Source organism: Amycolatopsis sp. cmx-4-61, assembly GCF_046548775.1.
In the GTDB taxonomy this organism is placed as follows: Bacteria; Actinomycetota; Actinomycetes; order Mycobacteriales; family Pseudonocardiaceae; genus Amycolatopsis.
The window spans coordinates 1,317,456-1,339,453 of sequence record NZ_JAEBEI010000001.1 but is presented as its reverse complement, the minus strand read 5'-3'; the positions used below and the strand labels follow the sequence as shown (position 1 = coordinate 1,339,453).

Sequence of the window (21,998 nt, the reverse complement as noted above, 5' to 3'; positions counted from 1 at the left end):
CCCGGGCCCGAGCGGCAAGCCCCGGCTTGGGAAAGCCGCTTCAGCGCGTGATCGGCGTCGAATCACGGCCGGCGATGAACGCGGGGCGCGGGGCGCTCGCCGCGAACGGCTCCTGCAACGCGTTCTCCACGCTGTTGAACACCAGGAAGATGTTCGAGCGCGGGTACGGCGTGATGTTGTTGCCCGAGCCGTGCATGGTGTTCGAGTCGACCCACAGGGCCGAGCCCGCCTGGCCGGTGAACTGGTCGATGCCGTACTCGGCCGCCAGCTTGGTGATGTCGTCCTCGCTGGGCACGACCACCCGCTGGTCCTTGGGCGAGCTCTGGTGGTTGCCGTCCGGCGTCTCGCCGGTGCACTGGACGAACGTACGGTGCGAGCCCGGCATGATCATCAGGCCGCCGTTGAACGGGTGGTTGTCCGTCAGGGCGATCCAGCAGCTGACCGCCCGCGGCGCGGGCATGCCGTCCTCCGCGTGCCAGGTCTCGAAGTCCGAGTGCCAGTAGAACCCGGTGCCCCGGAACCCCGGCATGTAGTCGATGCGGCTCTGGTGGACGTACACCTCGGAGCCGAGCAGCTGCCGGGCCCGGTCGAGCACGCGCGGGTCGCGCACCAGCTCGGCGATCAGCGCCGAAATCTCGTGGACGTCGAAGATCGACCGGACCTCACCGGTCTTCGCCTCGGTGATCACCCGCTCGTCCCGGGCGAGCTCCTCGTCGGCGGACAGCCGCACCAGCTCCTGCCAGTACGTCTGCACCTCGCCGACCGAAAGCAGGCCGTCGACCACGGTGTAACCCTTGGTCTCGTGGTGGGCCAGCGTGGCGGCGTCGATCGGGCCGTCGGCTCCGGGACCCCACACGGTGGGGTGCACGCGGGGCAGGTGGGCCGGTGTGCCGGTGATCCGGGTCGGGTACACGTCCTCGACCCGGGTGTCCGTCAGCGTCACGGGGTTCGCCTCCTGATCCCTCGGCGGTTCCTACTCGGTGATCAGCGGGTACACGCCGTTCTCGTCGTGCACCTCGCGGCCGGTCACCGGCGGGTTGAACACGCACACGCACTTGATCTCGGTCTTCGGCCGGACCTGGTGCTTGTCGTGGTCGTTGAGCAGGTAGAGGGTGCCGGGCTTGAGCTCGTAGACCTTGCCGGTGGCCAGGTCCTCGATCTCGCCCTCGCCGGAGGTGATGAACACCGCCTCGATGTGGTTGGCGTACCAGAAGTCGTTGACCGTCCCCGCGTAGAGCGTGGTCTCGTGCACCGAGAAGCCGACGCCCTCCTTGGCGAGGACGATCCGCTTGCTGCGCCAGTTCTCGGTCTTGATGTCGGCGTCGGTGTCGGTGATCTCGTCGAGCGTGCGGACGAGCACGGTGGAACTCCTTACTTGGTCAGGACGGCCTTGATGGACTCGTCGATGATCGACAGGCCCTGGGTCAGCTCGTCGTCGGTCAGCGTCAGCGGCGGCAGCAGCTTCATGACTTCGCCGTCGGGGCCGGAGGTTTCCATCAGCAGGCCGCGCGCGAACGCTTCCGCGCAGACCCGGCCGGCGAGGTCGCCGTCGGCGAACTCCAAGCCCCGCGCGAGGCCGCGGCCCTTGGCGACCAGCTTCGCCTCCGGGTACGCCTCGACGATGCCGGAGAACGCGGTGGCGATGCGCTCGCCCTTCGCCTTGGTCGACTTCTCGAGCGCGTCGTCGCTCCAGTAGAGGTCGATCGCTTCCTTCGCGGTGACGAACGCCGGGCTGATCCCGCGGAAGGTGCCGTTGTGCTCGCCCGGCTCCCAGACGTCGAGCTCCGGCTTGATGAGCGTCAGCGCCATCGGGATGCCGTAGCCGCTGATGGACTTCGACAGGCAGACGATGTCCGGCGTGATCCCGGCGTCCTCGAAGCTGAAGAACGGGCCGGTGCGGCCGCAGCCCATCTGGACGTCGTCGAGGATCAGCAGGATGTGGTGGCGCTTGCAGAGGTCGTCGAGCCCCTTCAGCCACTCCAGGCGCGCGGCGTTGATCCCGCCCTCGCCCTGCACGCCCTCGACGATCACCGCGGCCGGCTCGTTGAGCCCGCTGCCGGAGTCCTCGAGGAGCTTCTCGAAGTACAGGAAGTCCGGCATCGCGCCGTCGAAGTACTTGTCGTACGGCATCGGAGTGGCGTGCACCAGCGGGACACCCGCGGCGCCGCGCTTCATCGAGTTGCCGGTGACCGACAGCGCGCCCAGCGTCATGCCGTGGAAGGCGTTGGTGAAGTTGATGACCGATTCGCGGCCGGTCACCTTGCGCGCCAGCTTCAGCGCGGCCTCGACGGCGTTCGCGCCGCCCGGGCCGGGGAACACGACCTTGTAGCCGAGCCCGCGCGGGTCGAGGACCTTGTCGCGGAAGGTCTGCAGGAAGTCGCGCTTGGCCACGGTGAACATGTCCAGGGCGTGGGTGACGCCGTCGCGCTGGATGTAGTCGATCAGGGCCTGCTTCAGCTGCGGGTTGTTGTGCCCGTAGTTGAGCGCGCCGGCCCCGGCGAAGAAGTCCAGATAGGGTTTCCCGTTTTCGTCGTACAGGTGGCTGCCCTGCGCTCGGTCGAACACGACCGGCCAGCCGCGGCTGTAGCTGCGTACTTCGGATTCGAGCTCTTCGAAGATGCTCATGTGTTTCTTTCTCTCCTAATCGCCCGGATTCGTCGGCGCCGTCAGCAGACCGATGCGGTAAAGCTCTTCCGGCAGGTGCCCGGCTTCGGGGAAATCCTCGCCGTCGAACAGCACACTGGTTTCCGTCGCGGCGTTCCACCGCTTCGCGAACGACGCGAACAGCCGGATGGACGCCTCGTTGTCCGGGGTGATCGTGGTCTCGAGGTAACGCACGCCCTGGCCGACCAGGCGCGTGTACAGCGCGTCGAGAAGGGCGCCCGCCAGGCCCTTTCCGCGCTGTGAACCGTCCACCGCGACCTGCCAGACGAACGCGGTCTCCGGCTCGTCCGGTCTGCGGTAGGCGATGACGAAACCGACCGCCTCGCCGTCCTCGCGCGCGACGACCGAAGACTCGGCGAAATCGCGGCACCACAGCATGTATGCGTACGGCGAGTTGAGATCGAGCTTGACGGAATCACGCGCGATTCGCCACAGCTGCGCGCCGTCCGCCTTGGTCGGGGATTCGATCAAGTGCGTTACAAACATACTCAGGAAACGTAACAGAGAAGTTTCCGCGTGCCAGCGACGCAGCTCACGACCCCCGCGGTGACCTGCGACGACGCCAAGTACCCGGTGAGCAGGCACACAAACATGTTTGGTGCGTCCGGAGCATGGGCAAACGCGCGCCCGGGTCGCGGACCATTCCCCGCGACGTCTTCGCACGATGAACCTTCGCGCCCGTGATCGCAAGCGACGGGCCGAAACCGCTCAGCGCGCACTCGTGGCCGGGGTGCGCTCCTTCGCCTTCTTCCGGGCCGATCGCCCGGCCACTTCGAGCACGACCGGCTTCGCCGCCCGGGACCGGGCGCGGCGGTGGCCGAGGCGGCGCCGGAGGGCACCCACCGGCGTCACCACCGCGGGCAGGACCAGCAGGCCGGAGACGACCAGCCACCACACCGCACCCTCGCCGCGGCGCCAGCCGGCCACGACGTCGCCGAGCCAGCCGAAGAACGGGCGGGCGAGCGGCGGCAGGAACGCGGCCAGCAGCAGTGCCGCCACGACCAGCGTGCCCAGCGCCGTGAGCAGCCACCGCGTCCGGTGGCCGGTCGTCAGCAACGCCGTCGCGAGGTAGACGGCCGCGCCCGCGAGGACCGGGAGGCCGACCCACTGCAGGACCGCACCGCCGTTGTTGCCGAGCACCAGCCCGGCCAGCAGCGCCAGCACCCCGGCGGCGAGCGAACCCGCCGTGCCGAGCCGGGACGCGCCCTGGGAGACCCTCGCCGTGCTCCTGGCGACCGTCCGCAGCACGCCCGCCACCGTCCGCGGCCAGCCACCGGGCAGCCGGAAGGCGACCGTTCCGGCGTTGACGGCGGCGGCGCCGAGCGCGACGAGCGTCCGGGTCAGCCGGGCGGTGCCCTGCTCCCCGGCGATCTTCTCCGCCGAGACGCGGCAGGCCTGGAACTGGGCCTGCGCGGCGCCGACGTCGACGCGAGGCAGGTCGCCGGCCAGTGCCTTCCCGATGCCGGGGCGGTCGTCGGCGTCGTAGCGCGACGCGAGGGCGACGACCGGGAGCTCCGCCGCGGCGATCTCGGCCTGCCGGGCGCGGGCCAGCACCATGGCCGTCACCGGCAGGCTGACCGGGCGCGCCGCGCCCGGCTTGTCCACCGGGTTCAGGTCGGCGTCGAGGCCGAGGAAGGCCAGCTCGGCCGTCAGCTGGTCGCGCAGCTGTCCCGCCTCGGCCGGGGTGCAGCGGTCGCGCTCGTCCGGGGTGCGCCAGACGGGCTTGAGCGCGGCGACGAGTTCGTCGCGGAACGTCCCGGGCCCGACGACGTCCCGGAGCGTCTCGAGCCGGACCGGGTCGAGCAGGCACTGGACCAGCCAGCCGGCACCGTCGATGCGGCCCCACATCCAGTCGTTGGCTCGCCAGGACGCCTTGTAGAAGGCGCCGAAGTAGCTCGCCTGCATCCCGGTCAGCTTGTCCCACGACCGGCGGCGCGTCATGTCCAGCAGCGTCCGCGAATCGGCGCTGACCTGCACGAGGTCGACCCGCTGGTCGACCGAGGGCGCCTGCGCGAGCAGCCCGCGCGTCGCCACGTGCAGGGTCAGCAGCCGGGCCTGGACGACCTCGTCGCCGCTCGCCTCGTCCGGCGCCTCCGGGCCGAGGGCCAGCCAGTCCAGCAGGGTCGTGACGGTCGCGGACTGCTCGGGCGCGGCGTCGGCGAGGGTCCGCAACGTCGGCGCGGCCGCCCGCAGGCCCGCGACGACCTTCGGCCACGCCTCGGCGACGGCGGCCGAGCGCCCCAGCCCGGCCCACTCCTCGGCGAGCTCGCGGATCCAGGTTTCGAGGGTGCTGCTCGCGCCCGGCCCGGCGTGCGCGGCCACCCACTGCGCGAGCCGCACACCGCGGCCGGCGGTCCGGCGCGCCGCGTGCAGCCGGGCGCGCGCGTCGTTGAGCGTGCCCGCTTGCGCGGCGTCCGGCCGGAGCCGGAACCCGGCGTTGACCAGCTGCAGGCCGGTGGCGACGGCGTCGTCGAGTGCGGTCGTCCGGTAGCCGACCAGGTCCGCCACCGCCAGGCCGGCCGGGGGCGGCCCGGTGGGCACGCCGGTGCTCAGGCCGGTCACGGCGATCGCGCGCAGCTGCCGCGACATCCCGGACGCCCAGTCGCGGTCCGGGGTGTCGGCATCGGACAGCGCGTACCGGCGGGCGGCGACGCGCACCAGCTCGGCGGCGTCCTCGGCGGTCCGGCGCTCGAGGTAGGCGGCGGCGATCCGCGCGTCGACCAGGCAGCCGGGGCCGCCGCGCAGGCCGAGCGCGGCCAGCGAGACGCGCGTGTCACGGGCGCGGAGCACGGCGTCGTTGTGGCGGGTCAGGTCGTCGAGCTCGGCGCTGATCGACTGGCTCATCACGGTGTTGACGACCTTGGCCAGCGCGCCGGAGAGCAGCGGCGGGTCCGCCGGATCGCAGCCGACGGCGTCGGTTTCGCGTTCGCCGGTCGGCACGACGTAGAGCAGCAGCCGCCGGACGTCGGCGTGCGACGAGCGTTCGAAGATCTCGCGCAGCGCGGGCCGCAGCGGCTTGTTGAGCAGCACCCCGCCGTCGGTGAGCCAGTGCGAGCGGGTCAGTTCCGTGTACGGGGTCATGTCGGGGTGCAGCCGATCGGTGCCGTCGGCGCCGATCGGCATCCGCGAGAGTTCGAAGGCGCCGGGGAAGGACGCGGTGGAGCGGGCCGCCAGCGCGAGCGGCCCCTCCACCCCGATGGTCCACAGTGGACCACAGAAGCGGAACAGCATCCGGTGTTCGGTGTCGCGCACCAGGTTCCCGAGCGCGTCGTCGAACCGGGTGGTCTCGCCGTCGATCATGGTGCCGGTGAGCAGCACGGTGATGTCGGGCTCGCCGGCGGGCGGAGTCCCGTCGGCGGTGATCTGCCGCAGCGCCCGTTCGAGGTCCCCGAGCAGCACGCGATCGCCGTCGAGCACCGACCGCGGCTGCGCCTCTTTCGGGTCCCGCACGAGGTTTTCCAGCGAGCCGGTGGTGATCCAGGTGTCGCGGAGGACCTGCGGCGTGGCCCCGAAGGCCTCGGCCAGGCCCAGGCAGGCGGCGTTGATCCCGCCGGCACTGGTCCCGGTCAGGACGTCGATCGAAACGCTGGCGCGAAGCAGGTCGAGCAGTTTCCGGTACAGCCCCGGCGCGGTGTCCCGGCGCGACTGCCGCAGCAGCTGCGACGTCTCGGTGGCGACCCCGCCCATCCAGATGGCCAGGCTGGCCCCGCCCACCATGGTCATCGCGAGCCGGATTTCCTGCTGCCACGGTTGCGCGGTCCCGTCCATGGGCGTCTCCCGTCTTCCCGGAGAGTAGAGGCGGAAGGTGACCGCGGGGATACGTCCGGGGGTACGGCCGTTCGGGTGGACTTGTTCACCCGCTCAGCCGCCTGCCGTGACCACCACCTTGCCGAACTGGCCGTTGGCCTCGAGGTAGCGGTGCGCGTCGACGATGTCGGCGAGGTCGAAGGTCCGGTCGACCCGCGGCCGGAACGTACCCGCCCGGACCCGGCGCGGACGAAGTGTTCCGCGCGGGCCAGCCGTTCCGGGTCCAGCGTGAGGTCAGACGAGAGCGCCATACGCGGTGAGGAACGGCCCCCACAGCGCAACGGTCTCGGCGGCGCCGAGCCCCTCCGGGCGCCGGAGGACGGCCGACGCGGGAACGATCGCCGCTTCGCCGTAGACACCGTAGTTGCGCATCGAAAAGCCCGCGACCGTGCTGACCGCGTCGCCGACCTCGAACCCGGTGACACCGTCGCCGAGGGATTCGACGATGCCGGAGGCGGAGTAGCCCAGTCTGGCGGGGAACGCGCCGGGTCGTTCGAAGTAGGTGCCGGAGCGGAACATCGCTTCGGCTCGGTTGAGCCCGATCGCCTCGACGCGGGGGCTGGAGCGGAACGGGTTGGTGACGCGAAGGTGTACCCGGGGGTCCCGCCGCGGGTGGAGTACACGATGACCCCGCACGCCGCGGAGCTGGACGAGCCGCTGCACGCCCTTTCGGCGTGGGCGGCGAAACACCGTTCGAAGGTCGCCGAGGCGAGGCGGGCGTTCGACTTCGCCTAAGCCGCCAGGTGCTCCAGCAGCAGGACCTGCGCCTCACCGACCGCGAACCCCAGCACCGCGCCCGTCGCGATCAACATCCACTCGTCCTGCTCGAAGGCCGGGCGCAGCAGCCGCTCGAACTCGCGCGGGGCCAGCTGCTTCATCTTCGACACCAGCACGTTCCGGATGTCCATCGCGTCGGCCGCGTAGTCCTCGATGTAGCGCATGGTTTCCGGCAGCCGCGACATGATCCGGGACGAGATCGCCAGCTTCATGTCCTGGTACCTGCGGCTGCCCACCGCGAACACCAGCAGGGGCTTCGCGACGCTGCCCAGCTCGCGGTCGAGCTGGCGCTGGATCAGGGCCAGCACCCGGTCCGACAGCGGGCCGTGCAGGATCGCCTCGATCACGTTGTGCGGGGTGATGATCTCCTTCGCGATCAACGACCCGTACGCCTCCGCGACCTCCGCGCGCCGCTTCAGGAACAAGCCCTGCCACTCCACTCCGAAGTACCGGCGCGGCTCGATCGGGTAGAAGATCATCCACAGCGCCAGCCAGTCCGTGAACCAGCCCGTGAACAGGCCGAAGATCGGCATGATCGGCGGGAACTTGAACAGCACCCACGCCACCATCTGGACCACGCCGATCGCGCCGCCGAAGACCCAGGCCCGACCGGGCGATGAACTTGAACTCGCGGGCGCCCGCCTCCTGGAAGATCCGGTTCAGCAGGCGCTTGTCCTTGACCAGGCTGGTGACCACCATGCCCTTGAGGTCGAACACGCTGTCCACATCGGACTTGATCAGGTCGAGCACGGCCGCGATCATCCGCGGCGACTCGTGCTGGACGCGCTCGATCACCAGCCGCCGGACCCGGACCGGCAGCGACTCCCAGAGTCCCGGCCGGTAGTGCCCCGCCACCTCGCGGACGATGTCCTCGACCCCGGCCAGCAGCGGCTTCTCGATCTCTTTCGCGATCCGCCCGGCGTCCAGCCGCGCGACGACCTCGGCCGGTTTGATCAGCTGCTCGGTCATCGTGTCGCAGGCGATGCTCGCCATGCGCGCCGCGCGCTTCGGCACGATGCCCTGCCAGCCCAGCACCGGTTTGACGCCGATGAACTCCACGGGCTGGAACATCATCCGGATCGCGACGAGCTTCGTGCCGTAGCCGATCAGGGCCGCGACGACCGGGATCGAGACGTAGAGGGGCCAGTGCCGCGCGAAGTCCGCGAGGACACCGCCGAAGAAGGCCCCCACCCCGCTAACCCAGGCTCGGGTCGCAGGCCTGCCAGAACTGCGCGCCGAGGCGCGACACGTGGACCGTCCGCCGGACGAACTTCGCGCGCCGGACGTGCTTCTCCGCCTCGCGCACCGTCTCGTCGGCCAGCAGGATCTCGTACTGCGTCTCCAGCGACGGCACCTCTTCGTCGAGGTCGACCAGGCCCAGCCCGATCAGCCGGGTCACGTAGCCGGGCACCTGGTCCGGCAGCGACACCCCGGCCGCCTTGCCGACCGTCGAGGCGTTGCGCAGCACGACGCGGCCGTTGCCGCCGAGACTCGTCCGCTCGACGACGTCGACGGCGGGGAACGGCGAGCCGTCGGACAACGCCGAGAGGATGCGGGCCTCGTCCGGCGTCAGCTGGCGCAGGATGATCGCGTAGAAGTACTCGCGGGCGCGCTCGCGGCCGAAGCCGATGGAGTGGTTGAGCAGCTCGGCCATCGCCGCGCGCAGCGGCTCGGCGTGGTTGTCGCGCGCCGGCACGAGCGAGACGGCGGCTTCGAGCCGGCCCGGTGCCGCCGGGCGGTTCATCGCCGACGCCGCGGTGAGCGCCGCGTGGTACGGGTCGTCGACCTCGTCGAGCCGGCGGCGCAGCTCGGTCAGCACCTGGCGCTCCACCTGCCGCACGCCGCGTTCCGCGGTCTCGACGCCGGGCAGCTTGCGGCCGAGCGCGAAGCCGGTGCGCGCGGCCCAGCCCGCCAGCTGACCGGCCCGGCGGGCCAGGCCGGCCCCGTCGTCGGCGGCGCCCCGGCCGTTCGGTCGCTGTGCGTTCACGGGTGGGCTCCCCTCTGCGTACGCGGGTGATGCTACCTGCGGGTAGGCCGAACGGAGGTGTGACTTGCGTGTTGGATGGACGCATGAGTCCGACGCGCTGGGGCCCGCCGATCGACGTCCTCCCGTACTTCTCGAAGGAAGAACAGGCGCTGCTGACGCTGCTCGGCGCCCTCACCGAAGAGGACTGGACGCGGCCGACGATGTGCGCCGGCTGGACGGTCAAGGACGTCGCCGCCCACCTGCTGGGGGACAAGGTCGGCCGGCTGTCCCACGGCCGGGACGGGCACGCGGCGGAAGGCCCCCGTCCGGGTGAGGCCTTCCCGCGGTTCATCGACCGGATCAACGAGGAGTGGGTCGTCGCGTGCCGTCGGCTCTCGACGGACGTCCTGCTGACGATGCTCTACGAGTTCATGGGCCAGACGACCGAGTACTGGGCGCAACTCGACCTCGATGCGCCCGGCATCCCGGTGTCCTGGGCCGGCGACGAGCCCGCGCCGCGCTGGCTGGACGCGGCTCGCGACTATTCGGAGTTCTGGGTCCACCACGTGCAGATCCGCGAAGCGCTGGAGCACACGCCGCTCGACGCGGAGTACGCCGAACCGATCGCCGACACGTTCGTCCGCGCGCTGCCGTACACCCTGCGTGACGTCGACGCCCGCGTCGGCAAGCAGGTCGGCTACACCGTGACCGGCCAGGGCAAGTGGTACGCGCGCCGCGAGCGCGACGGCTGGACGCTGGACCGCGGCGCGCCGCCGTCGCGCACCCCGCTGGCCACCGTGACGACGGACCTGGACACGTTCTGGCGGCTCTGCACCCGCAATGCCGCGAACCTCGACGGCGTCCGGACGACCGGCGACGAAAGCGTTTGCGCGCAGGTCCTGACGATGACGTCGATCATCGTCTGAAGGGCGCTTCCAGGTGAAGGTGCCCTTCCTGCGGGTGGAGCTCCGGTCTAGCGGCCGCGCGCCTGCTTCCGCAGCTGCAGGATCCGGGCGCCGCCGATGAGGGCGACCAGTGCCGCCCCGCCGATGGCCGAGAACAGCATCGCGATGGCCAGCGGCAGGCTGCCCTCGCCACCGAAGAAGTGCACGGTCACCGAGTCCAGGTTCTGCAGGATGAAGATCAGCAGCAGGACCAGCACGAGCAGGCCGGCGATGACCGCGACCCAGGTGCCGCTGATCCGGGTCCGCTTGATCTTCGCGGGCGCGGACGCGGGTCTGGCCGGCGCCGGGCGCACCGGCGTCGCCTCCTCCGCGCCCGGCCGGACGTCGCCGGCGCGCAGCTCGGCTGGTTCCAGGGCGCCTTCGGGCACCTCGGTGCCCGGCAGGTCGTGGTGGGTGGGACCGGTGGGGCGGTCGGCCGCGCCCCCGCGCGCGTGCGTCATGCCTTCAGTGTCCGTCCGGCGCGCGGAGGCCGCTGACTCAAACCCCCTAACGGGCGAAACCGTCGACCTCCCGCAGGACACGGAGGGTGTTCCGGCCGGCCAGCTTCGCGCAGTCGTCCTCACTCCACCCGCGCTCGAGCAGCGCCGCGAACAGCACCGGGTACTTGGACGTGTCCTCCAGCCCCTCCGGCAGCGAGCCGACGCCGTCGTAGTCGCCGCCGAGGCCGATGTGGTCGATCCCGGCGACCTCGCGGGCGTGCTCGACGTGCGCGACGACGTCCTCGACGGTCGCGAGCGGCTTGGGCGGGCCGTCCCACTCCTTCATGAACTTGCCCCGCAACGCCAGGTTGCGGTACTCCAGCCCGGCTTCGGCCATCGCGGCCTCGAGCTGCTCGTTCCAGGCGGCGACCTTCGGCGAGACGAACGCCGGCACGAAGGTGATCATCGCGACGCCGCCGTTGCCGGGCAGGTTCGCCAGGACGTCGTCGGGGATGTTGCGCGGGTGGTCGTTGACCGCGGTGCAGGAGGAGTGGCTGAAGATCACCGGCACCGAGCTGACCTCCATCGCCGCCCGCATCGTCGACGGCGCGACGTGCGAAAGGTCGACCATCATGCCGATCTTGTTCATCTCGCGGACGACGTCCCGGCCGAACTCGGTGAGGCCGCCGTGGGCCGGCTCGTCGGTGCCGGAGTCGGCCCACGTGGTGTTGAAGTTGTGCGTCAGCGTCATGTAGCGGACGCCGAGGCGGCGCAGGATCCGCAGCACACCGAGGGACTCGGCGATGCTGTGCCCGCCCTCGGCGCCGAGCAGCGACGCGATCCGGCCGTCGGCGAACGCGGCCTCGGCCTCGTCCGCGGTGGTGACGAGCCGCAGCCGGTCGGGGTAGCGCTCCACCAGCTGGTGGACGACTTCGACCTGTTCCAGGACGGCGGTCACGGCGCTGTCGCCCGCGAACTCACAGGGCACGTACACCGACCAGAACTGCATGCCCAGCTTCCCGTCGGCGAGCTTCGGGAAGTCGGTGTGGAGGGCGGGCTGCCGCACGGTCAGGTCGAGCGACGCGGCCGCCTCGACCGGGTTCGGGCCACCGTGCTGCCGCAGCTCCCACGGCAGGTCGTTGTGCCCGTCGGCGAGGATGACGGCGTCCAGCAGTTTGGTAGCACGCTGTAGTGCCTCGTTAGTCATCGGCCGATCGTAGGGACGCCGGATATACACCTCGTACAAACGCCCTGACATCTTTCCCGGAAGAAGTAATCCGGCGAGGTGTTGCGGTAGAATCCCCGCCGTGGACACCGACGACGACGAGATCGTCACCTGGTGGGGCCTGGTGATCGAAGGCTACCTGGCCACCCAGGACAGGCTGATGGGCGAGATCGCCGACCGATTCGGGCTCGCGCCCGCGTCGTTCGACATCCTGCTGCGGCTCGTGCGCTCCCCCGAGCACCGGATGCCGATGACCCGCCTGGCCACCGAGGCGGCGCTGTCCAGCGGCGGGTTCACGAAGGTGGCGGACCGGCTGGTGGCGGCCGACCTGATCTGCCGCATCCCGAGCCCCGACGACCGCCGCGTCACGTTCGCGTCGCTGACCGACCACGGCCTCGACGTGGCGAACAAAGCCCGCGCGGCGGCGGCCGGCATCCTGCGCCGCATCGTGCTGACGCCGCTCGGCGAGGACGCCCCGGCACTCGCGGAAGCGATGCGGACACTGCGCGCGTTCAACGCCGACCGTTGAAAAAGTCGAGGTCACCGCGGTGCGCTTGCGGGCGCACCATGGGAGACAGGCCGACCTGCTGGGGGCGCGGGGGTGCCGGGCCCGGTTACCGGCACCCCCGCGTGCGCACCCGCTAAGCCAGCGACGGCATCAGCTTGACCGCGTTCCCCGACAGCACCCCGCTCAGCACGTCCTCCGGCCATCCCAGCCCCGCCAACGCCCGGACGTTCGCGGCCACCGAAGGCACGCCCGGCCAGTCCGTTCCGAACACGAACTTCCCCGCCAGCCGGGTCAAGTCGAAGCGCCGGTAGTACTCCGGGAGCTTCTTCGGCGGCAGCCCGGCCAGATCCAGCCACACGTTGTCCCGGGCCAGCGCCAGGAACGCCGCCACGTCGTACCACCACCCGCGGCCGCCGTGGGCGAAGACGAACTGCAGGGCCGGGAAGTCCTCGACCACATCGGACAGCAGCTCCGGGTTGCCGAAACTCGTGCGGGAACCGGGAAGCTCGACGTTCCCGAGTGGATGATCACCGGCACCCCGCGCTCGAGGCACAGCTGGTAGACCGGGTACAGCTCCTTGTCCGCCGGCGAGAACGCGCCGTGCACCGGGTGGATCTTCAGCGCCACCGCGCCCAGGTCGAGCTGCCGCGCGACCTCCGCCGCCGCCGGGTGGTGGACGTACGGGTTGACGTTCGCCACCAGCCGGAACCTCGCGGGGTTGAAGGCGACCAGCGGGAGGTTGTCCTCGATCGGCTGGATCCCGGTCGCCCGCGGGCTGTACTCGCAGAACAGCAGCACCCGGTCGACGCCTTCGGACTCCATCAGCTCGTCCATCGCCGCCGGGACCACCTCCCCCGAAGGCGAATACACCGAACGCCAGGGGTACGCGCCCGCGAAGTCGTGCGCCCACTGCAGCCACGCCGGTTTGAGCGTCGGCAGCCGCGGCGTGTGGACGTGCGCGTCGACCACGAACCGACCGTCGATCATGGGTGCGGCGCCACCGCCCGCAGCACGTCGCGGACCTGCTCGCGGATCACGTTGCGGCGGATCTTGCCGGTCGCCGTCTTCGGCAGCTCGGCCAGTTCGACCACCCCGCGCGGGCGTTTGAACGCCGCCAGCCCTTCGCGGCAGAACTCGATCAGCTCGTCCGGGTCCAGGGCGAACCCCGGGGCGGGCACCACGCACGCGACCGGCTTGTCGAGGCCGTCGGCGTCCGGTGCGGCGACGACCGCGACCTCCGCCACCGCCGGGTGCTGCCGCAGCCGTTCCTCCACTTCGGACGGTGACACCCAGATCCCGCCAGCCTTCAGCATGTCACCGAACCGGCCCAGGCACGAGAACGTCCCGTCCTCGTTCCGGACGTAACTGTCGCCGGTCCGCAGCCACTCACCCTGGAAGACGAGCTTCGTGGCCTCGTAACGGGCCCAGTACCCGGTCGCCGTCGACGGTCCGGCCACGAACAGCTCGCCCGGCTTCCCGGCGACGTCGATCACCGCCCCGGCTTCGTCGCGAATCTGCACCGCATAGCCGGGCACGGGGACGCCGGTGCTGCCCGGCCGCACCGAACCCGGCTGGTTCGACAGGAAGATGTGCAGCGCCTCGGTCGACCCGATGCCGTCGAGGATCTCCAGCCCGAAGCGCGCCCGGAACCGTTCGAACAACGACGCGGGCAGCGGTTCGCCGGCCGAAACGGCGTACCGCACCGACGAAAACGAGTCGTCCGGGACGTCGCTGGCGAGCAAGGCCGCGTAGAACGTCGGGACCGCGAAGAACAGCGACGGCCGCTCCTCGCGCGCGCGTGTCGCGAACAACGCGGGTGTCGGCCGCGAAGGCTCCAGCAGCGTTGTCCCGCCCGCACCGAGCGGGAAGAAGCACGAGTTCCCCAGGCCGTAGGCGAAAAAGAGCTTCGGTACCGAAAGAAACCGGTCCGCCGACGTCGTCGCCAGCACGCCGCGGGCGTACGTCTCGCAGACCGCGCGGATGCTCGCGTGCCGGTGCATCGCGCCCTTCGGCTGTCCCGTCGTCCCCGACGTGTACAGCCACAGCGCGGGTGAGTCCGCCCACGTCCGTCCCTTCGGGACCGGGCCGGCCAGCGACGGCCAGTCGTGCGTCCGGACGCCGAACCCGGCCGCGTCGCAGCGGTCGAGCACGACGTCGGTGACCTCGGGAGCCAGTGCCAAAGCCGTCAGCGCCTGCCCGGCGAACTCCCCCGACACGCAGAGCACGCGCGCCCGCGAGTCGGCCAGCACCTGGCCCAGCTCCGGCCCGGTGACCATGGTCGACACCGGGACGGCGACCGCACCGGCGAGCATCGCGCCGAGGATGCCGGTGAGCAGCTCGACGTCGTCGACCATGCAGAACATGACCCGTTCTTCGGGCCGCACGCCCAGTTCGGCGAGCCCGCCGGCGACGCGCCGCGACTCCTCCGCGAGTTCGGCGTAGGTGAGGGACCGCCGGGGCGACACGACCGCGGTCGCGTCCGGGTGCCCGGCCTGCAGCAGGTACTCCGCGGCGTTGAACCCTGTCGCCACCAGGCCTCCTACGTGAGGTGGACGTACTCGTAGTCGACGGGCTTGCCGTTGATGCCCTGCCGCGGCGGCGCCACCCAGCTCGCGATCTTCCCGCGTTCGTACACCGGCTGCATCAGCGAGCGGACGAACGTGAGGTCCTCGGTCGTGGGCAGCCACTTGCGTTTGCCCGCCTCCCAGGTCGCTTCGTCGACGATGGTGCCGTCGGGAGTGACGTGGTGGCCGGAGTTTATGCCCACTTCGCGGTTGAAGCCAGGGTGCGGCAAGCGGAAGGTGAAGTCGATGCCCGCCTCGGCGAGGATCTTGTTCCAGCGCTTCACGCCGGTCTGGCAGTCGGCCACGTACTCGCTGCGCAGGTCGAGGTTCAGCAACAGGATCGCCTGCATCTCCTCGGTGGTCCAGGTGCCGTCGCCGGTCGGGCGCTCCAGCGTGCGGGCGTCTTCGGTGAGCTTGTGGTCGTCCTTGCGGCGGGTCTCCTGCCAGCGGCCCTTGAGCCCGGCGGTGTAGTAGTTCGCCGCGTTCGTCGACGTCTCGCTGCCGAACAGGTCCAGGGACACGGTGTAGTGGAAGTTGAGGTACTTCTGGATGATGTCGAGCGGGATACCGCCGTGCGGGCCGATGTCGTACGTGTCGTGCTCGCGGATCAGCTCGGCGCTGCGGGTCACCACGCGGTCGACCCCGGTGGTGCCGACCATCATGTGGTGCGCTTCCTCCTTCAGCATGAATTCGCAGGTGCGCGAAAGCGGGTCGAAGGAGGACTCCTTGAGCGTGCCGAGCTGGTACTTCCCGTCGCGGTCGGTGAAGTAGGTGAACATGTAGAAGGCCAGCCAGTCGGCGGTTTCCTCGTTGAACGCGCCGAGGATGCGGGGCGCGTCCGGGCTGCCGGAGTTGCGCAGCAGCAGCCCCTCGGCCTCGTCCCGGCCCTCGCGGCCGAAGTAGGCGTGCAGCAGGTACACCATCGCCCACAGGTGACGGCCTTCTTCGACATTGACCTGGAAGAGGTTCCGCAGGTCGTAGAGGCTCGGCGCGGTCAGGCCGAGGAGTTTCTGCTGCTCGACCGACGCCGGTTCGGTGTCGCCCTGGATGACGATCAGCCGCTGCAGGTCGGCGCGGTACTCGCCGGGCACCTGCTGCCACACCGGCTCGCCCAGGTGCTCGCCGAAGGCGATCCGGCGGTCCGGGTCGCGCTCGGCGAGGAAGATGCCCCAGCGGTAGTCGGGCACGTTGACGTGGTCGAAGTGCGCCCAGCCTTCGCGGCCCACGCTGACGGCGGTGCGCAGGTAGACCCCGTGCGTCTCCAGCGTCGGCCCCATCTCGCCCCACCAGTGCAGGAACTTCGGCTGCCAGCCCTCCAGCGCCCGCTGCAGCCTGCGGTCCTCGGCGAGGTTGACGTTGTTGGGGATCTTGGCGTCGTAGTCGATCTTCTCGGGCATCTGCGCTAGACCCGCTTCCTGTCGAAGACGGCCTTCTGTCCCGTACCGTAGCGGCGCAGCGCGCCTTCCGGGCCGGATGCGTTCGGCCGGGTGAAAATCCAGTTCTGCCAAGCCGCCAGCCGGCCGAAGATCTTGGTCTCGATGGTCTCGGGGCCGACGAACCGGTGGTTGGCCTCCATTCCGGTGAGCGCGTCCGGCGAGAGCGACGCCCGGCCTTCGAGGGCGATGCGGATCTCGTCCTCCCAGTCGAGGTCGTCCGGGGCGTCGGTGACCAGGCCGAGTTCGAGGGCTTCGGCGGCGCTCAGCTCGCGGTTCTTCTCGCGCGCGAGCCAGGCGAGGTGGTCGTCGTCGCCGTAGAAGCGCGCTTCGAGGCGGGTCAGGCCGTTGCCCATCGGGAAGGCCCCGAAGTTGGCGTCGGTCAGCTCGATCGAGGCGCGGTCTTCGGAGTCTTCGTCGTCGATGGGCGGGCCGTCCAGGATGTACTGGCGGTCCGCGGCCAGCGCGATCTCCAGCAGGGCGCCGGTGAAGCAGCTGCCCGGTTCGATGAGCGCGATCAGGCTGCGGCTGGTGACGTCGAGGCGCTTGAGGGTGCGCTTGAAGTAGTGCGTGATCTCGTTGGCCAGCCAGTCCTTCTGCCCGAGGACGGCCTGCTCGTGCGCCCGGACCTTCGCCGGATCGCCCTGGGTGCGCAGGATCCACGTCCCGGCCTCGACCTCGTTGGTGCGCAGCCGCAGGATGGCGTCGTCCAGCTCGCGGGTCATGGCGAGGAACCAGCCGTCCGCGCCCTCTTCGTGCAGGTCACCCGGGTCGTTCTCGGGTCCCTTGACGGTGATGGTCGCCTGGTGCCGCTCGACCTCGATGTCGACATATCGATGACTCAGCGGCGTCAGCTCGATGCCGTGGTCCGCCTGCTTCCCGGACGCGCGGGCGAGCTCCCGCGCCTTTTCGAGGACCCGCTCCCGGAAGTCCTGCCGCGGCACCAGTTCGTCGACCAGGCGCCAGTCGACCGCCGTCTTGCCCTTGACACCGTCCGGGCGGGTGGCGAAGACGTCCGCGAGGTCCCGGCGCACCCGGCGCTTGTCGACGACCCGGGTGAGGCCGCCGGTGCCGGGCAGCACGCCGAGCAACGGCACCTCCGGCAGCGCGACGGTCGAGGAGTTGTCGTCGATCAGGAAGATCTTTTCGCAGGCCAGCGCGATCTCGTAGCCACCGCCGGCGCAGGTGCCGTTCACCGCGGCCACGTACGTCTGGCCGGAGTGCTCGGTGGCGTCCTCCATGCCGTTGCGGGTCTCGTTGGTGAACTTGCAGAAGTTGACCTTCCAGTGGTGCTCCGCCGCGGCGAGCATGCGGATGTTCGCGCCGGCGCAGAACACCTTCTCCTTGGCGCTGGTCACGATGACCACGCGGACCTCGGGGTGCTCGAACCGCAGCCGCTGCGTGGCGTCGTAGAGCTCGATGTCGACGCCGAGATCGTAGGAGTTGAGCTTGAGCTCGTACCCCGGGACCAGGCCGCCCCGCTCGTCGACGTCGAGCTCCAGCCAGGCCACCTCCCCGTCGACCCGCAGCCGCCAGTGGCGGTACTCGTCCGGACGGCGGTCGAAGGCAACCGGTGTGGTGGTGGTCACCACCCGATTGTCTACATTAGTCAGACGAACGTCAATGTAGTGTAGAAACTTGATCTCGGGTGGTCACCCGGTTGAACCTGGCCCACGCCCAGGTCAGGAAAACCCACAGGGCCAGCCCCGCCGCGGCGTCGGTGAAGATCGTCGCGAACCAAAAGGCCGGGAGCCGCGGCACGCCGGTCAGGAAGTGGCCCAGCGTGAGCATTCCGCTCAGCGAATAGACCAGGAGGAACGCCAGCGCCCGGTGGTACCGGCCGTGCGTGTACGCCCGGTAGCCGAACCAGCCGAACGTCGTGAGCACCACCCAGGCCAGGGCGACCGCGATGCCGCCGGCGAGCGGAGAGACTCCCCGCAGCTGCGGGTAGTCGGCGTACCGGACGGTGTTGTGCGTGTAGTGCAGCGTCGTGCTGAGCAGCGAAAAGCCGAGGATCACCCGAAGCGGTGCCAGTCCCTTGTCCATCCCAGCCCCCCAGATTTGATAGATCGCTCTAGCGAGGCTACCGCCCGGGCGCTTTCACGCGAAAGTGCCCGGGCGGCACTTTCCCCTGGAAGCGGCGATCAGACGAGATCGATGCGGTGCTGGACCACCGGGTAGCCCGCCTTCGCGAACGCCTTGGCCATCGGGACGTTGCCGACGTCGGTGCCCGCGACGATCCGGTCCGCGCCGTACCCGACGAGGTCGTGCGTGGCCTCGGCCAGCAGGTCGTAGGCGTAACCGCGGCCCCGCTGCTCCGGCACCACGGCGATGTAGCCGATCACCCGGTCGTGGACGTTGCGGCTCGGCAGGGTGAGGCCGACGAGCTCGCCTTCGGGCGTGTACGCCAGCCGCCACCACTCTCGCGGCGCCGGCATCCACTTCATGATGGCCAGGTCCTCCTGCGCGGCCGCGCCGAGGCCGTGCTCTTCGACGGTTTTCCGCACGTGCGCGTCGAGACTGCCGACGTGCGCCCGCTTGAAGACGCCGAGGATGACGTCGTCGTCCGGCTCCGGCCGGAACTCGAGCCGGCCGGGCTTGTCCGGCAGGCCGTCCTCCGGGGTCCAGCGGAAGCGGTAGCGCTCGACGAGCTTGCGGTAGCCCGCCTGCTCGGCCGCTTCGACCCGCCCGTTGACTTCGCGCGCGACGTCCGGATCGTCCGGCCACGCCGGTGGCGTGTGCAGGGCGTATTCGGCCCGCAGCGGCGCGGCCTTCAGCAGCCGGACGGCCGCGTCGAAGTCGGTGAAGTCGAACCAGTCCAGCGCGACCGGGGTCTCGTCGCCGGGCTTGGCCCACCAGGCCGCGCGGGCCACGACGACGTCGTCGCGCAGGGCGACCCAGGTCCACTCGGGCCGGTACTCGCCCTGCTTCGCCATCTCGGCGAAGTCGTCGCCGAGCAGCGCGCGGCCGACGAGACCGCGGTCGGGCAGGGAGGTGAAGAGTGCTTCTTCGCCCGCTTCGAGCGGGCGAACGACCAGATCGGTCATGGTGATCCTTCCGGGAGCGCGCTCCCGGGGTCAGGTACCCGGCACCCTCATACCGGGGTGGGAGCGCGTGATCGAGTGGGTGATCATCGGTCCCACCTCCTTTCGCCTGGTCGAGGGTGCGTTCGCGACCCTAGGGCGTCCGCCCGCGGTGATCAACGGATTTTCTGCAGCACCACGCGCGTGCTCAGCCGCGGTTCGGCGTAGGAGTGCGACGCCGCCACGACGTACTCGCCCGCGATGTGCTGCCAGCCGTCGCGCCAGACCTCGGCGGACCGCGGCGCGATGACGATGTCGGCCTCCGCGGTCTCGCCCGGCCCGGCTTCGACGCTCGCGAACCCGGCCAGCCAGCGGTGCGGCCGGTCGCCGCGTTCGGTCGGCGCCAGGTAGAGCTGGACGACTTCGCGCCCGGTACGCGTTCCCGTGTTGCGTACGCGGACCCGGACGCGCGCGCCGCCTTCGTCGTCCGGGTATGCGTCGAGTTCTTCGTACTCCCACGTCGTGTAGCCCAGGCCGTGGCCGAACCAGTACGCGGGTTGCCGTCCTTCGCGGGTCCAGGCGCTGTACCCGATGTACACGCCTTCGCGGTACTCGAGTACGCCCCCTTCCGGTGTCACGTCGGTGACGGGCGCGTCTTCCAGCTTCGCCGGCCACGTCGTGGGCAGGCGGCCGCCGGGCTCTTCGCGGCCGAAGAGGACGTCGGCGAGCGCGTCGCCGCCGGACTGGCCGGGGAACCAGGTGAGCAGTACCGCGGCGACGTCGTCGCGCCACGGCAGCTCCACCGGGGAGCCGGCGTTGACGACCACGACGGTGTTCCGGTTCGCTTCGGCGACCCGGGCGACGAGCTCGTCCTGCCGCCCGGGCAGGCGAGGGAGGTGCGGTCGAAGCCTTCGCTCTCGACCTCGGCGGTCGTGCCGACCACGACGACGGCGACCTCCGACTTCGCCGCCAGGGCCACGGCTTCCTCGAGGCTCGCGTCCGGGTCGAGGACCGGGCCGCGGTGGCCGAGCGCGAAGGTGACCCAGGCGAAGGTGCCCCTGGCGAACTCCGCCATCTCCGAGGGGATCCAGTAGGTCAGGCTGACGTCCACCGGCTCGCCCGCGGTCAGCTCGGTGTCACGCCGCTGCTCGTGGACCTGCATGATGGACGTGAAGATGTCCCCGCCCTCCGGCAGGTTCACGCCGTCGAAGAGGGTCTGGCCGGCGACGGTGAGGCGGAGGTCGCCGGGTCCGGTGATGCCGAAGGTGTGGGTGCCGCTGCGCTCCGGGAGGAACGTGCCGGCGATCTCGACCGAGGCGAGCGTGCCGATGTCGAGGCCGGCGGGCAGTTCGCCGATCCAGTCGATCCTGGCGCTGCGCAAGGGAAATTCCGCGAGTTCGGTGCCGTCGGCGGCGCGGGCGGTCGCGCGGAGCCGGAAACTGTCGGTGGCGGCCGGTAACGTCGTGCGCGGATCGGCACCGGGTGCGTAACCGAGTTCGGTGCCCGCGGGAACGGCGGCCCTCAGGCCGTCGAGGGGGGAGACGACGTGGTCGGGGAACACGGTGGCACTGCCACCGCCGAGGATCTTCGGGTCCGCGGCGAGCGCGCCGATGAGCGCGATGCTCTGCGGCTCCCGCAGCGGCAGCAGCCCGGTTTCGTTGCGGAGCAGCACGAACGACCGGTGCGCGACCTCGCGCGCGACCGCGTCGCCGTCCACATAGGACTTTTCCGGCGCGGGACTCCCGCCGAGCGCGCCGGTCCGGTGGGCGAGCAGAAGCACGCGGCGGACCATGGCGTCGACGACGGCTTCGTCGACTTCGCCGCCGCGGACCGCTTCGGCGAGCCGTTCGCCGAAGACCGTGCGAGGGCCGGGCATGGCGACGTCGAGGCCGCCGTTGGCGGAGGCGACGGTGTCGCGCGCGGCCAGCCAGTCGGAGACCACGAAGCCGTCGAAGCCCCATTCGTCTCGCAGCACGCCGTTGAGCAGCTCGGCGTGCTGGGTCATCGTGACGCCGTTGACGCTGTTGTAGGCGGCCATGATTCCCCACGGCTTCGCCCGCCGGACGATGAGCTCGAACGGCGCGAGGTAGAGCTCGCGCAGGGCGCGTTCGCCGACGCGCACGTCGGCGGTGAAGCGTTCGGTCTCGAAGTCGTTGGCGACGAAGTGCTTGACCGTGACGGCGACCCCGCCGTCCTGCACGCCGGTGACGTAGCCGGCGCCGACCATCCCGGTGAGGAGGGGATCTTCGGAGTAGCACTCGAAGTGCCGGCCGCCCAGCGGCGAGCGGTGGAGGTTGACCGTGGGGGCGAGCAGCACGTGCACGCCCTTGCGCCGGGCCTCCTGGGCGAGCAGCCGGCCGGCCTTGACGGCCAGGCGCGGGTCCCAGCCGGCCGCGAGCGCCGTCGGGCTGGGCAGGGTGACCGAGGGGTCGTCCGGGCTCCAGCGCGTCCCGCGGACGCCGACCGGGCCGTCGGAGAGGACCAGCGAGGCCAGCCCGATCCGCGGCAGCGCGGGCAGGGACCAGACGTCCTGGCCGGCGAGCAGGCTCGCTTTGGCGTCCAGATCGAGTTGGGCCAGCAGCGCTTCGACGTCGAAGCTCATGGGCATCCTCCGCGGTCAGTCCTGCCGTCACCCTACCTGGCGAAG

Annotated in this window: 18 protein-coding genes and 4 pseudogenes; 3 read left to right on the top strand and 19 right to left on the bottom strand. The window is 70.8% G+C overall.

What is annotated here, in order from left to right; all coding sequences use genetic code 11:
• Positions 1-40: 40 nt before the first annotated feature.
• From thpD to ACLJOU_RS06570, 7 genes and pseudogenes are all read right to left on the bottom strand, one after another.
• Complete coding sequence (thpD, locus tag ACLJOU_RS06600) at positions 41-943, bottom strand: ectoine hydroxylase (RefSeq protein ID WP_410564129.1); 903 nt, start codon at positions 941-943, stop codon at positions 41-43.
• Positions 944-973: 30 nt separating this feature from the next.
• Positions 974-1,360, bottom strand: coding sequence for an ectoine synthase (locus tag ACLJOU_RS06595; RefSeq protein ID WP_410564126.1), 387 nt, complete (start codon positions 1,358-1,360; stop codon positions 974-976).
• 11 nt (positions 1,361-1,371) lie between these two features.
• Positions 1,372-2,625, bottom strand: a complete 1,254-nt coding sequence (ectB, locus tag ACLJOU_RS06590) for a diaminobutyrate--2-oxoglutarate transaminase (protein ID WP_410564124.1) — start codon at positions 2,623-2,625, stop codon at positions 1,372-1,374.
• A gap of 15 nt (positions 2,626-2,640) precedes the next feature.
• A complete protein-coding gene (gene ectA, locus ACLJOU_RS06585) occupies positions 2,641-3,150 on the bottom strand; it encodes a diaminobutyrate acetyltransferase (RefSeq protein ID WP_410564764.1) in 510 nt (169 codons plus the stop codon).
• 222 nt (positions 3,151-3,372) lie between these two features.
• Positions 3,373-6,432 (bottom strand): patatin-like protein, encoded by a 3,060-nt coding sequence (locus ACLJOU_RS06580; RefSeq protein WP_410564123.1) that lies wholly within the window; start codon positions 6,430-6,432, stop codon positions 3,373-3,375.
• Between the two features lie 93 nt (positions 6,433-6,525).
• Positions 6,526-6,639: pseudogene (locus ACLJOU_RS06575) on the bottom strand (zinc-binding dehydrogenase); the annotation flags it as partial.
• Positions 6,640-6,705: 66 nt separating this feature from the next.
• Positions 6,706-6,990 carry an alcohol dehydrogenase catalytic domain-containing protein gene (locus ACLJOU_RS06570; RefSeq protein ID WP_410564121.1) on the bottom strand — a complete coding sequence of 95 codons (285 nt, stop codon included), beginning with the start codon at positions 6,988-6,990 and terminating at the stop codon, positions 6,706-6,708.
• A gap of 105 nt (positions 6,991-7,095) precedes the next feature.
• Between ACLJOU_RS06570 and ACLJOU_RS06565 the strand changes: the two genes are divergently transcribed.
• Positions 7,096-7,206, top strand: a complete 111-nt coding sequence (locus ACLJOU_RS06565; protein ID WP_410564119.1) for a hypothetical protein — start codon at positions 7,096-7,098, stop codon at positions 7,204-7,206.
• Here ACLJOU_RS06565 and ACLJOU_RS06560 read toward each other — a convergent pair.
• Both ACLJOU_RS06560 and ACLJOU_RS06555 read right to left on the bottom strand, forming a co-directional pair.
• Positions 7,203-8,439: pseudogene (locus ACLJOU_RS06560) on the bottom strand (DUF445 domain-containing protein). The gene ACLJOU_RS06565 and the pseudogene ACLJOU_RS06560 sit on opposite strands and share 4 nt — an antisense overlap.
• Positions 8,440-8,443: 4 nt before the next feature.
• Complete coding sequence (locus ACLJOU_RS06555; protein ID WP_410564118.1) at positions 8,444-9,235, bottom strand: Abi-alpha family protein; 792 nt, start codon at positions 9,233-9,235, stop codon at positions 8,444-8,446.
• Positions 9,236-9,318: 83 nt separating this feature from the next.
• Here ACLJOU_RS06555 and ACLJOU_RS06550 point away from each other — a divergent pair, with 83 nt between their 5' ends.
• Positions 9,319-10,140 (top strand): maleylpyruvate isomerase family mycothiol-dependent enzyme, encoded by an 822-nt coding sequence (locus tag ACLJOU_RS06550; protein WP_410564115.1) that lies wholly within the window; start codon positions 9,319-9,321, stop codon positions 10,138-10,140.
• Positions 10,141-10,187: 47 nt separating this feature from the next.
• On the opposite strand, the gene ACLJOU_RS06545 is transcribed toward ACLJOU_RS06550, so the two are convergent.
• Both ACLJOU_RS06545 and ACLJOU_RS06540 read right to left on the bottom strand, forming a co-directional pair.
• Positions 10,188-10,619 carry a lipopolysaccharide assembly LapA domain-containing protein gene (locus ACLJOU_RS06545; protein ID WP_410564113.1) on the bottom strand — a complete coding sequence of 144 codons (432 nt, stop codon included), beginning with the start codon at positions 10,617-10,619 and terminating at the stop codon, positions 10,188-10,190.
• A gap of 46 nt (positions 10,620-10,665) precedes the next feature.
• Positions 10,666-11,805, bottom strand: coding sequence for a dipeptidase (locus ACLJOU_RS06540; protein ID WP_410564110.1), 1,140 nt, complete (start codon positions 11,803-11,805; stop codon positions 10,666-10,668).
• Positions 11,806-11,905: 100 nt separating this feature from the next.
• Here ACLJOU_RS06540 and ACLJOU_RS06535 point away from each other — a divergent pair, with 100 nt between their 5' ends.
• Complete coding sequence (locus tag ACLJOU_RS06535; protein ID WP_410564108.1) at positions 11,906-12,352, top strand: MarR family winged helix-turn-helix transcriptional regulator; 447 nt, start codon at positions 11,906-11,908, stop codon at positions 12,350-12,352.
• 112 nt (positions 12,353-12,464) lie between these two features.
• On the opposite strand, the pseudogene ACLJOU_RS06530 reads toward ACLJOU_RS06535, so the two are convergent.
• The 8 genes and pseudogenes from ACLJOU_RS06530 to ACLJOU_RS06495 form a co-directional block, all read right to left on the bottom strand.
• Positions 12,465-13,318 (bottom strand): annotated as a pseudogene (locus tag ACLJOU_RS06530) (amidohydrolase family protein).
• Positions 13,315-14,862 carry a benzoate-CoA ligase family protein gene (locus ACLJOU_RS06525; RefSeq protein ID WP_410564106.1) on the bottom strand — a complete coding sequence of 516 codons (1,548 nt, stop codon included), beginning with the start codon at positions 14,860-14,862 and terminating at the stop codon, positions 13,315-13,317. Before ACLJOU_RS06525 ends, ACLJOU_RS06530 begins: the two are co-directional and overlap by 4 nt.
• 8 nt (positions 14,863-14,870) lie before the next feature.
• A complete protein-coding gene (gene boxB / locus ACLJOU_RS06520; RefSeq protein WP_410564104.1) occupies positions 14,871-16,292 on the bottom strand; it encodes a benzoyl-CoA 2,3-epoxidase subunit BoxB in 1,422 nt (473 codons plus the stop codon).
• A 5-nt stretch (positions 16,293-16,297) separates the two neighbouring features.
• Complete coding sequence (gene boxC, locus ACLJOU_RS06515; RefSeq protein WP_410564101.1) at positions 16,298-17,917, bottom strand: 2,3-epoxybenzoyl-CoA dihydrolase; 1,620 nt, start codon at positions 17,915-17,917, stop codon at positions 16,298-16,300.
• A 31-nt stretch (positions 17,918-17,948) separates the two neighbouring features.
• Positions 17,949-18,374, bottom strand: a complete 426-nt coding sequence (locus tag ACLJOU_RS06510) for a hypothetical protein (RefSeq protein WP_410564099.1) — start codon at positions 18,372-18,374, stop codon at positions 17,949-17,951.
• A 98-nt stretch (positions 18,375-18,472) separates the two neighbouring features.
• A complete protein-coding gene (locus ACLJOU_RS06505; protein WP_410564096.1) occupies positions 18,473-19,375 on the bottom strand; it encodes a GNAT family N-acetyltransferase in 903 nt (300 codons plus the stop codon).
• Between the two features lie 152 nt (positions 19,376-19,527).
• On the bottom strand, positions 19,528-19,989 hold the full coding sequence (locus ACLJOU_RS06500) for a fibronectin type III-like domain-contianing protein (RefSeq protein WP_410564762.1): 462 nt from the start codon (positions 19,987-19,989) through the stop codon (positions 19,528-19,530).
• Between the two features lie 6 nt (positions 19,990-19,995).
• Positions 19,996-21,953: pseudogene (locus ACLJOU_RS06495) on the bottom strand (glycoside hydrolase family 3 protein); the annotation flags it as partial.
• Between the last annotated feature and the right edge of the window lie 45 nt (positions 21,954-21,998).

Excerpts from the sequence above, each read along its gene's own strand:
- ectB (WP_410564124.1), bottom strand. The coding sequence starts at position 2,625 with ATGAGCATCTTCGAAGAGCTCGAATCCGAAGTACGCAGCTACAGCCGC.
- ectA (WP_410564764.1), bottom strand. The coding sequence starts at position 3,150 with ATGTTTGTAACGCACTTGATCGAATCCCCGACCAAGGCGGACGGCGCG.
- ACLJOU_RS06580 (WP_410564123.1), bottom strand. The coding sequence starts at position 6,432 with ATGGACGGGACCGCGCAACCGTGGCAGCAGGAAATCCGGCTCGCGATG.
- ACLJOU_RS06570 (WP_410564121.1), bottom strand. The coding sequence starts at position 6,990 with ATGTTCCGCTCCGGCACCTACTTCGAACGACCCGGCGCGTTCCCCGCC.
- ACLJOU_RS06565 (WP_410564119.1), top strand. The coding sequence starts at position 7,096 with ATGACCCCGCACGCCGCGGAGCTGGACGAGCCGCTGCACGCCCTTTCG.
- ACLJOU_RS06550 (WP_410564115.1), top strand. The coding sequence starts at position 9,319 with ATGAGTCCGACGCGCTGGGGCCCGCCGATCGACGTCCTCCCGTACTTC.
- ACLJOU_RS06545 (WP_410564113.1), bottom strand. The coding sequence starts at position 10,619 with ATGACGCACGCGCGCGGGGGCGCGGCCGACCGCCCCACCGGTCCCACC.
- ACLJOU_RS06540 (WP_410564110.1), bottom strand. The coding sequence starts at position 11,805 with ATGACTAACGAGGCACTACAGCGTGCTACCAAACTGCTGGACGCCGTC.
- boxB (WP_410564104.1), bottom strand. The coding sequence starts at position 16,292 with ATGCCCGAGAAGATCGACTACGACGCCAAGATCCCCAACAACGTCAAC.
- ACLJOU_RS06510 (WP_410564099.1), bottom strand. The coding sequence starts at position 18,374 with ATGGACAAGGGACTGGCACCGCTTCGGGTGATCCTCGGCTTTTCGCTG.
- ACLJOU_RS06505 (WP_410564096.1), bottom strand. The coding sequence starts at position 19,375 with ATGACCGATCTGGTCGTTCGCCCGCTCGAAGCGGGCGAAGAAGCACTC.